This window comes from Corallococcus sp. CA053C (genome assembly GCF_003611675.1).
In the GTDB taxonomy this organism is placed as follows: Bacteria; Myxococcota; Myxococcia; order Myxococcales; family Myxococcaceae; genus Corallococcus.
The window spans coordinates 1-10,725 of sequence record NZ_RAWA01000030.1 but is presented as its reverse complement, the minus strand read 5'-3'; the positions used below and the strand labels follow the sequence as shown (position 1 = coordinate 10,725).

7 protein-coding genes are annotated in these 10,725 nt (G+C 70.9%); 6 read left to right on the top strand and 1 reads right to left on the bottom strand.

The annotated features are described in order from the left end of the window. The first annotated feature begins 349 nt into the window (after positions 1–349). Positions 350–1,939: an MBL fold metallo-hydrolase gene (locus D7V97_RS06480; RefSeq protein WP_120609720.1), complete on the top strand. Its 1,590-nt coding sequence runs from the start codon at positions 350–352 to the stop codon at positions 1,937–1,939. Positions 1,940–2,008: 69 nt separating this feature from the next. After that, positions 2,009–2,893: a sulfotransferase domain-containing protein gene (locus D7V97_RS06475; RefSeq protein ID WP_120609719.1), complete on the top strand. Its 885-nt coding sequence runs from the start codon at positions 2,009–2,011 to the stop codon at positions 2,891–2,893. A gap of 18 nt (positions 2,894–2,911) precedes the next feature. Here the strand turns inward: D7V97_RS06475 and D7V97_RS06470 are convergent, their stop codons facing one another. After that, positions 2,912–4,585 (bottom strand): protease pro-enzyme activation domain-containing protein, encoded by a 1,674-nt coding sequence (locus tag D7V97_RS06470; RefSeq protein ID WP_158623294.1) that lies wholly within the window; start codon positions 4,583–4,585, stop codon positions 2,912–2,914. Positions 4,586–4,679: 94 nt separating this feature from the next. Between D7V97_RS06470 and D7V97_RS06465 the strand changes: the two genes are divergently transcribed. From D7V97_RS06465 to D7V97_RS06450, 4 genes are all read left to right on the top strand, one after another. Further along, positions 4,680–6,866, top strand: a complete 2,187-nt coding sequence (locus D7V97_RS06465; RefSeq protein WP_120609717.1) for a TOMM precursor leader peptide-binding protein — start codon at positions 4,680–4,682, stop codon at positions 6,864–6,866. Positions 6,867–6,873: 7 nt separating this feature from the next. Next, positions 6,874–8,835, top strand: a complete 1,962-nt coding sequence (locus tag D7V97_RS06460; RefSeq protein WP_120609716.1) for a radical SAM protein — start codon at positions 6,874–6,876, stop codon at positions 8,833–8,835. Positions 8,836–8,838: 3 nt separating this feature from the next. Next, complete coding sequence (locus D7V97_RS06455; RefSeq protein ID WP_120609715.1) at positions 8,839–9,996, top strand: amidohydrolase family protein; 1,158 nt, start codon at positions 8,839–8,841, stop codon at positions 9,994–9,996. A 10-nt stretch (positions 9,997–10,006) separates the two neighbouring features. Then, positions 10,007–10,725 (top strand): hypothetical protein (locus D7V97_RS06450; protein ID WP_147444709.1); only part of this gene is annotated, 719 nt, incomplete at its 3' end.

Sequence of the window (10,725 nt, the reverse complement as noted above, 5' to 3'; positions counted from 1 at the left end):
GGTGGACTTCCTCGGGATGGCTGGCGGCGCGCGACCTGAACCAGGGGGGACCGGGCCACGCACAAGGGGCCAGATTGTATCCGCAAACAAACCCAGCGAGAAATGTCATGCCTGGGCTTCTTGCTTTTCTCTGGAAATCTGTATCCGAAGTCGGAACAGCCCCGTATTCCCCGGCGCAGGCTGTAAAAAGCCCCTGCTTGAAACAGGGAATCTCTGAAGCCCCGGCCCGGACGCGGGGTGTTAGCGCCTTGAAGTCACCGGGCGAATCATCAACATTGGCGGAACACGAGCGACTCCGGAGGAAGCCGGAAGCCTGCTCCCTCCTCACTGGCCAGCCCCCTCCGATCCCATGCTCGACCGCCCCATGTACCTGAAGCCCGATGTCGCCATCGAGCCGCTGTTCAACCAGTGGTACGTCTGGTGGTACCTGCTGTCGCCCGCGACGGCGCCGCTGTACGTGTCGCGGCTGCACCTGAAGTTGATGCAGTCGTTCGTCGCGAACCCGGACGTGCACGTCGCCGCGCTCCAGAACCCGGCGCTGATGGGCGGCCCCTTCATCAACCACCCCGTCTCCCGCGTGGCGGACGTGAAGGCGCTGCTCGAGCGCACCATGAAGGACCACGCGGACATGCTGGCCTACACCAAGGCCCTGGCGGACCTGGAGCAGCTGCTCGCCAGCTCCAAGGGTGAGTCCCTGGAGCCGCTCTACGCGAAGGTGCCGGATCAGCTGCGCGGCTACGTGGAGCTCACGTACGACCTGGCCCACCGCGCCAACGCCCGCATCCTGGAGCCCCTGCTCTACCGCAGCAGCCTCTACAAGGAGTCGTCGCAGAGCATCTCGCTGATGCGCGTCACGGGCGACTCGCGCAAGTACGTCTTCAGCACCCCGCGGCTCGAAGGTGACACGCCGCTGTGGCTCCAGGTGCCGTTCCGGCACGAGGGCCTCGACGCGCTCTTCCGCATGCGCCACACGCCGGGCAACCCCGGCCAGGTGGCGGAGATGCTGGGCGTGCCGTCGTCCGCGGCGGACGCGTTCGCGGACCTCTTCACGGAGGTCGCCCCGCGCAAGCCGGAGCCGTACACCGGCCCGGGCGTGCGCGTGCGCTACTTCGGCCACGCGTGCGTGCTGATGGAGACGCGCGAGGTGTCCGTCCTCACCGACCCCGTCATCAGCTACGAGTTCCCCACGGACCAGGCGCGCTTCACCCACGCCGACCTGCCGGAGAAGATCGACTACGTCCTCATCACCCACGGCCACGCGGACCACCTGATGATGGAGACGCTGCTGCAACTGCGTCACCGCATCGGCACCATCGTCGTGCCGCGCTCCAACGCGTTCTCGCTGGCGGATCCGTCGCTGCGCCTGATGCTGGAGAAGACGGGCTTCCGCAACGTGGTGGAGATCGACGACCTGCAGGAGATCCGCATCCCCGGCGGGTCGCTGATGGGCATTCCCTTCATCGGCGAGCACAGCGACCTGAGCGTGCAGGCGAAGACGGCGCACCTCGTGCGCCTGGGCGGCCGCGCCATGCTGATGGCCGCGGACTCCAACGCGCTGGAGCCCCGGATGTACCAGCACCTGACGGAGCTGGTGGGGAACCTGGACGAGCTCTACCTGGGCATGGAGTGCGAGGGCGGCCCGATGAGCTGGATGTACGGCCCGCTGCTCAGCCAGCCCCTGCCGCGCAAGATGGACCAGTCGCGGCGGCTCAACGGCTCCGACTCCGCGCGCGCCACGGAGATCCTCAACCACCTGAAGCCGAAGGAGGCCTTCGTCTACGCCATGGGCCAGGAGCCCTGGCTGCGCCACGTCATGGTGCTCCAGTACGACGAGACGGCCCCGCAGATGATCGAATCGAACAAGTTCCTCGAGGTCTGCCGTAGCCGGAACATTCCCGCCTCGCGGCCCTTCCTCCGGATGGAGCGCATCCTGGAGTAGCGGGTGACCCGGTAGGCCGTCCGCGCACCGGTGATTCAGGAGGTCGGGGTTTGCTATGGATTCGCCCCCATGGCTCCCCGTCCTCCCCAGTCCCGTCCCGTGTTGCGAGCAGTGCTGAACGTGGCGGTGGCGTTCTTCATCATGCTGCGCGGCGTGTTGCTGTTGTTGCTCGACACGTGTCGCTGGCTGCGGCTGCGCTACGTGTGGCTGAAGCCCCGTCCGACGGACATCTACATCTCCACCTTCCCCAAGGCGGGGACGACGTGGATGCAGCAGATCGTCTACCAGTTGCTCACGCGCGGCCGGGGTGAGTACGAGCACATCCTCCAGGTGGCGCCGTTCGTGGACATGCTGGCGCTGCTGCCCCACGGGGAGCGGCTGCTGGACGGGTACGCGGAGCCGCGCATCCTGAAGACGCACCTGCTCTACGGAGCGCTCAGGCCGCCCAAGAACAGCCGCATCATCTACGTCACGCGGGCCGCCGCCGACAGCATCCTGTCCCGCTTCCACCACAACTGTTTGATGAGTGGCTCGCAGCTTGACTTCGACGGCTTCTTCCGCCAGCAGGTGGGCAGCAACGAGTGGGGCAAGCACCTGGCCTCGTGGTGGCCGCACCGCAACGACCCCAACGTGCTGCACATCCGCTATGCGGACCTCATCGCGGATCGGGAGACGTGTCTGCGCCGCATTGGCGCGTTCCTGGGCGTCCCCGTGGCGGACGAGGACCTGCCGCTCCTGATGGAGAGGACGGGCTTCGAGCACATGAAGCAGAACGACTTCCGCTTCGACCCGCGCTTGACGATGTACGAGCCGCTGGCCCCGGGCCGGGGCTTCGTCTTCAAGGGCGGCGTGGGCCGTGGCAAGCAGGCCATGAAGCCCGAGCAGCAGGCCCAGCTGGACGCACGCGTCAACACCATGCGCCAGAAGCTGGGCATCACCGACGACGCGTTCTGAGACGCGCGCGCGCCGGCTTCAGTGCTTGCGGCGCTGGAGCCGCCGCAGGCCCGCGAGCAGCGCCTCTCCATCCGGCGAGCCCAGGCCGGTGCACGCGTTCCACAGGGCGCCTTCGCTGGCGAACCACGCGCCGTTGCCGCCCTGGGTGATGCGGTTGAACACGGGCGCTCCCTCGCTGACGAGCGCGTACAGGCGGGGGTGGAGGAAGCCCACGCGCTGGCCCAGGGCCTCGTTGAGGCGGACGATGAGCGCGGCCCACATGGGCGCGGCGGCGCTCGTGCCCGCGGCCACCCCGTCCTGGCCCTTGAAGTAGATCTGGTAGCCGGTGTGCAGATCGGCGTTGGCCGCGACGTCGGGCACGCCGCGCCCGGGGGTGCGCGACACCACCTGGAACACGCCGTCCTTCCACGTCGTCGTCACCTGCTCGGGCACGTTCATGCCCTGCTGGTACAGGGGCAGCTTGTTCATGGTGCTCACCCCGCCGCTGCTCGCGCCCGCGGCCACGGGCGCGCCCACGGGGCTCATCGACATGGCCTCGCCCAGGCGGTTCCACACGCGCTCGTGGCGGATCGTGTCGCCCTCGCCTTCGAGCGTCGTGCCGCCGCAGCCCAGCACCAGCGCGCTCGCGGCGGGATAGCTCGTCGCCGCCGCCGTGATGGCGCCGGTGGGTGAGCCGCCCTCGGTGGGCACCTGCGAGCCCAGGTCTCCGGAGGCCGCGCACACGGTGATGCCCAGGAGCGCCGCTTCACGGAAGAGCCGCTCGAAGGCCGCCTCCTCGCCCTTCTGGATGAGCGAGCCCTCGTAGAAGGACCAGCTGGTGGTCAGCACCGACGGCCGGTTCTCCCGGTCGCTGATGGCCATCGCGAAGACGCGGAGGTAGTCGCTCAGCGAGTAGTCCTTCGAGTCCGCGTTGTAGACGACGACGCGCGCCTTCGGACACATCGCGGACACCAGCTCCACGTCCATGGTGACCTCCGCGTTGGACGCGACGCTGAAGCCCGGCGTGTTGGGTCCCACGGTCACCGGCGCGTCCCGCTTCACGCCCAGCTTCGCCAGGTACTCCACCAGGTCCGAGTTCCTGTAGCCGCCGGTCAGCTCGATGATGCCCACGCACTGGCCCTCGCCCTGCGTCGCGGGGTAGCGGTAGAGGCGCCCCACCTCCTCCGGCGTGTACGAGCGAAGGCCCGCCTGCGCCGCCTGCTTCGCGGGCACGGGCAGGGACGCCGAGCTGTGGGTGACGAGCGGGCGCGTGTCCAGGCCGAACACCCACTCCACGATGTCGCGCAGGGAGCGCGGCAACGAGACGGGCTTCGTGTGACTCAAGAACGACACCTTGCCGTGCTCGAAGCGCTTCAGGTCCACGTCGAAGGCCTTGCGGATGGCGGTGGCCGTCCCCGCGAGCCGCACATGGCCCCGGTCGCGCTGCACGGAGACGACGCGCAGGCCCGTCGCCGCCGCGAAGCGCTTCACGGCGGCCAGGTCCTTCTTCGACGTGCCGTACTTCTCCTCGAACTCCTCGTGCGTGAGCGAGCGGCGCGGAGGCTCCGCGCACAGCTCCTCCACCGTTGGCAGGGGCGCGCCGTGGCGCAGCACCAGCGTGACCTCCACGGTGCCAGCAGGGGCGCGGCTCCGGAGGGGGTTCGCGGGAATGGGGGAGACGCGCGCGCTCTTCAGGAGGGGGAGGCTGACCATGGCCGGCTTTCTACCACGCACGTCCGGGCCGCCTCCCGTGCACTCCCGGTCGTATCCAGCGCCCCGCGCCCCGGCTAGGCTCGCCCGCCTGCTCATGAACCGAGTCCTCCGCATCAAGCCCCACCTGCGCGTCGAGGTGCTCGATGCGCGACGCGTCTTCCTCGTGGGCGAGCGCGCCCATTTCCTCCTGGAGGGCGCGCTGCACGCGCGCGTCGTGCCGCTGCTGGATGGCGAGCGCACCGTGGCCCAGGTCATCGCCGAGCTGGAGGGACAGGCCTCCGCGCCAGAGGTGCTCTACGCGCTGTCGCTCCTGGAGGAGCGCGGACACGTGGAGGAAGCGGAGGACGTGTTCGACGCGGAGGTGGCCGGGTTCTGGGAGTCGTTGGGCATCGACGCGGCGGTCGCGGCCGGACGGCTGCTGGACACGCCCGTCGCCGTGCGCGCCGTCGCGGGCGAGGACGTCGAGCGACTGACGGACGCCCTGCGCGACACCGGCCTGGACGTGCGCGAGGAGGCGGACCGCCACGTCCTGCTGGTGGATGACTACCTGTCCCCGGAGGCGCTCGAACTCGCGCGGGCGGCCCGGAGCGCGGGCGTGGCGTTCCTGCCGGTGAAGGTCACGGGCTCCGCGTGTCATGCGGGCCCCGTCGTCGTGCCCGGTGCGGGCGCGTGCTGGACGTGCCTCACGGAGCGGCTCTGGGGCAACCGCCCCGTCGAGCAGTACCTGGCGCGCAAGGGAGGACGCACGCACGCGCCCCGGCTGGCGCGCACCGGCCTGCCCACCACGGCGCAAGCAGGGCTGTCGTTCGCGGCGACGCTCGTGGCCCGGTGGGTGGTGGACGGGGATACGGCGAGGCACGCGCGGCTGTGGACGCTCGACTTCGCCACCTGGAAGCTGGAGTCGCATGCCGTGACGCGGCGGCCGCAGTGTCCCGACTGCGGCGACCCGACGTGGATGGAGGCGCGCGCGCGGCGACCGCTGGAGCTGGCCTCGCGCCCCAAGCGCTTCACCGGCGATGGCGGCCACCGCATCCTCACGCCCGAGGAGACGTGGGAGCGCCACCGTCACCTCATCAGTCCCGTGACGGGCGTGGTGAGCGACCTGCGCGCGGTGCCGGGGGACGCGCCCCTGGGCCACGTCCAGTCCGCCCTCTTCCGCGTGTGCCCGTGGACGGACGCGCCCGCCTCCGACGACTTCCACCGCGTGGCCAGCGGCAAGGGACGCACCGAGGCCCAGGCCCGCGCGGGCGCGCTGTGCGAGGCCCTGGAGCGCTACAGCGCCGTGTTCCAGGGAGACGAGCCCCGCGTCCACGCCACCGCGTCGTCGCTGGGTCCCCAGGCCGTGCACCCGGACGCGCTCCAGCACTTCAGCGCCGCGCAGTTCAGCAACCGGCCCGACGGCGCGAGCCACCGTGATGCGCGCACCGCCGTGCCCCGGCCCTACGCGGATCAACCGATGGACTGGAGCCTGGCGTGGTCGCTCACGCACGGTGAGCACCGCTACGTGCCCACGTCGTTCGCTTACCTCTTCGCGCCGTCGCCCGCGGACGGGCCCTTCGCCCTCTTCAACTCCAACGGGAACGCGGCCGGCAACTGCGTGGAGGAGGCCATCCTCCAGGGCTTCCTGGAGCTGGTGGAGCGCGATGCGGTGGCGCTCTGGTGGTACAACCGCCTGCGCCGTCCGCGCGTGGACCTGGGCAGCTTCAACGAGCCGTGGTTCGCCTCCGTGGAAGCGCACTACCGGACGCTGGGCCTGCGGCTGTGGGTGCTCGACCTCACGCACGACCTGGGCATCCCGGTGTTCGTCGCGCTCGCGTTGTCCCCGGAGCGCGGACGCGCCTGGGCCGGGTGTGGCAGCCACTTCGACGCGAAGCTCGCCGTGCAGCGCGCGCTCACGGAGGTGGCCCAGTGCTACGACCCGAAGGACACGTCCCCCTCGCCGTGGGACACGCGCGCGCACGCGGACCCCTCGTGGCTGCTTCCCGACGAGGGGGCCCCTCCGCGCGTCCGCTTCGACTTCCCGCGCGTGGAGCATGACGACCTGCGCGACGACGTGGTGGCCTGTGTCGAGCGCGCGGCCCGCGTGGGGCTGGAGACGCTGGTGGTGGATCAGGGACGCCCGGAGGTGGGGCTGTCCGTGGTGAAGGTCATCGTCCCGGGACTGCGACACTTCTGGCCCCGCCTGGGCCCCGGCCGGCTGTATGACGTGCCGGTGCGGATGGGGTGGTTGGCCGCGCCCCTGACCGAAGCCCAGCTCAACCCCGTGCCCTTCTATTTCTGAGCGCGCCATGGCGCCGTCCCCTGCTCCCAAGCCCCGCATCCTGCTGGTCCAGTGCGGACCGGATCGACGCCACGTCGACCGGGAGACGGAGGACTTCGACCCCGAGCGCGGGCTCGTGAAGCGCGCGACGATGACGCCGCTGGCCTGCGCGACGCTCGCGGCGCTCACGCCGGACACCTTCACGGTGGACATCTGGGACGAGGAGCTGCACGGCCAGCTGCGCGTGGACACGCCGCTGGGCGACTACGACATCGTCGGAGTGTCGGTGATGTACTCCGCGCTCACGTACCAGGCGCGCTTCCTGGGCGGCTTCTTCCGCGACCGGGGCGCCACCGTGGTCGCGGGCGGCCCCGCCGTCTCCGCCGCGCCGGAGGACTACCGGGGCTTCTTCGATGCGCTCTTCGTCAACGAGGCCGAGCGCACCTGGCCGCGCTTCCTCGCGGACTACCTCCAGGGCGAGTACGCGCCCGAGTACCGGCAGATCGACAAGCCCGCCCTGAGCGAGAGCCCGCCGCCGCGCTGGGACGGCATCGCGGCCGACTTCCCGCGCTACGCGTGGGGCTCCGTGCAGACGACGCGCGGCTGTCCGTTCGACTGCTCGTTCTGCGACGTCATCTACCTGTACGGTCGCAAGCAGCGACACAAGCCGGTGGCCCAGGTGCTGGAGGAGGTCCGGGGCCACGCGGCGCTGGGCGCGGAGGGCGTCTTCTTCGCGGACGACGAGTTCATCGGGGACGCGGGCTACGCGAAGGAGGTGCTCGCGGGGTTGGTGCCCTTGAACCGCGCCCTGCCCCGCCCGCTGCGCTTCTTCACCCAGGTAACGATGAACCTGAGCCGCGACGCGCAGCTGCTGGAAGGCATGGCGGACGCCAACTTCTACACCGTGGTGCTCGGCATCGAGTCCTTCGATCCCGCCGCGCTCAAGGAGGCGCAGAAGCACCAGAACGTGCGCGCGGATCTCATCGGCGACCTGCTGCGCATCCAGGCGCACGGCATCGGGCCCCGGGGCAGCTTCATCGTCGGGTTCGACCAAGACACGCCCGCCGTCTTCGACTCGCTGCACGCCAACATCCAGCGCTCGCACCTGCCGTGGGTGGTGGTGGCGCCGCTGCAAGCCCCGCGCGGCACGAAGCTGTGGACGCGGCTGCGCGCGGAAGGAAGGCTCGCCACGCCCCGGAAGGCGCACTCAAGAGACCGGGGCGCCATCGTGCTCAACGTGATGCCGCTGGGGATGACGCGGCCGCAGCTGCTCGAAGGCTTCCGCGACCTCGTGGAGCGGCTGTCCACCTGGGACGCCGCCTGTGAGCGCATCCGCGGCTTCATCGCCGGCATCCAGCGCTTCCCCCAGGTGGCGGAGCCCGCCTGGCCCGAAGCCGTCACCGACCGCTTCCTGCGCGAGGCCACCGACGCCTGGACCCTCACGTCCGCGGAGCGCGCGGTGCTGGGCGACACGCTCGCCGAGGTCCGCCGCACCGCGCCCACGATGCTGCCACGCGCGGTGTTCTTCCTCGCGCGCAACCAGAACGAGCGCCGCCGGCACGAGCGCCTCTTCACCGACTTCGACGCGGTGCTGGCCGCCGAACGCCTGGGCGACTTCGTCCCGGACACGCAGCCTGTCTACGTCCCGGCCACCTTCGCCACCGCGATGCGCGACGTGTTCCCGGACCTGTACGTGCGGCTGAGCCGCGACCTGCCCGACCGCCGCGACGTGCCCGAGGCGTCACGCGACGTGCTGGTGGACTTCGTCTCCCGCTGGGGCGAGGGCTTCCAGACGCTCCAGCCGCAGCACCACGAATTCCTGCGCGAGCTGTGCGACGCGGCGGTGGCGGCCCGGGGCGGGCACCCCGGCTCGCTCGTGGCCCTCGCCGCCGACGAGGAGCAGGCGCTGCGCACGCAGGCCCGCCGCACCGGCCTGCTGGAAGCGCTGCTCAAGGACGTGCGCGACGAGCTCGCGAGTTGGGGACGGTGAGCGATGCGTGACGGCTTCCACATCTTCGACGCGGACCGCCATGTCCTGGAGCCGCTGAGCCTCTGGGCGGAGCACCTGGAGCCGGCCCTGCGCAAGCACGCCCCCCGGCCCGGACGGCTCCCGGAGGAGTCACTCCAAGCGCGGCTGGAGCGGCTGGGCCCCCAGGGCCTGCTGCCGGTGCAGCCCCTGCCGGAGGTGGACGGCAAGCCCCTGTGGAACCACATGCCGGAGCGCGCGTGGGTGGAGTTCTCCGCGCGCTCCTACCGGCAGCTGGGCCGCAACGAATTGCTCCAGCGGCCGGACGTGTACCTGGCGGAGATGGACCGCACCGGCGTGGACGTCGCGGCCCTCTTCCCCACGTACGCGCTGCTCTTGGAGGGCTTCTGGCCGCTGAAGCCCCGCGTGGCCACCGCCTTCGCGGCCGTCTACAACACCTGGCTGCAGGGCTTCTGCGCGCACCACCCCGAGCGCCTCCGGGGCGTGGGGCTCATCAGCCGGCACGAACCGGAGGCCATGGTGGCGGAGCTGCGCCGGGTGGCGGGCTTCGGCTGGCGCGCGGTGATGGTGCGGCCCAACCCCATTGGCGGCCGGCTCCTCTCGGACGCGGCGTATGAGCCCTTCTGGACGGAGTGCGAAGCCCGCTCCATCGCGGTGGTGCTGCACGGCAGCGGCCACGTCTACGTGCCGTCGGCCGGCGCGGACCGCTTCGACACCCGCTTCGCCAACCACGCCTGCGCCCACCCGATGGAGCTGATGATGGGGCTGCTCGCGCTCCTCCAGGGCGGCGTGCTGGAGCGCCACCCCACACTGCGCGTGGGCGCGATGGAGGCGGGCTGCGGCTGGCTGCCCTACTGGTCCTGGCGCCTGGACGCGGAGCACCAGGCCGTGGGCGCCGAGGTCTCCGCCACCGTCAGACAGGCTCCATCCGCCTACCTGCGCAGGCACTGCTTCGTCTCCGTGGAGCCGGACGAGCCCTACCTGCCCGACATGATGCGACATCTGCCCGAAGACAGGCTGCTCTTCGGAAGCGACTTCCCGCATCTGGATCACGGAGACGATGTCCTGGCATCCATGCTGTCCTTGCGTGACCTGATGCCCGAAAGTCGTCTACGAAAGGTTCTCTGGGAAAACCCGACCCGGTTCTACGGTGCGGAACCGTGAGGCCGTCAGCATGAGATTGTCGCTCGCCGAAGGCGTGGCGCTGCGTTGCTCCGACGCGGACGACGCGCGCGTGGAAGGCCCGGGTCGTTCGCTGCGGCTGGGGCTGCTGGCCCCCGGTGTGCGCGCCGTCTTCGAGTCGCTCGCGGACGGCGGCATCCAGGAGACGGAGGTGCCGGCCGCGGCGGGCACGGACGCGTCGCTCGCCTGGTACTGGTTGGATCTCGCGGGGGACGGCGGCCTGCTGTCGTGGACGGTGGAGGAGCGCGGCAACCTATTGATGACGCTCACGCCGGCCTCCGCGTCCTTCTTGCGCCGGCGCGCGACGTTCGACGCGAACGTGCCCTTGCAGCTCTCCCGCTTCGCGCACACGCGGATGGCGGCGGGCCACGCGGTGCTGGACTGCCCCACGGTGCACGCCACCGCGGCGCTGCATGATCGGCGCGTGGTGTCGCTGCTGTTCGACATGGCCCGCCCCACGCTGCTGGCGCGGCTCAACCAGTTCAACACCGGCATCGAATCCGCCACGCTCCGCGAGCTCGTGCGCCTGCTGGCGGAGACGGGCATCCTCGTGCCGGACGGGCTGGACGTGCCGGCGTCGGAGGAGACGCTCACGGCGCTGCGGCAGTGGGAGCCGCATGATCTGCTCTTCCACCTGCGCTCGCGAGGCTGGGGCCACCAGACGCGCGCGGGCGCCACCTACCGCTTCCGGGGCGAGCTGCCCAGCCCGCC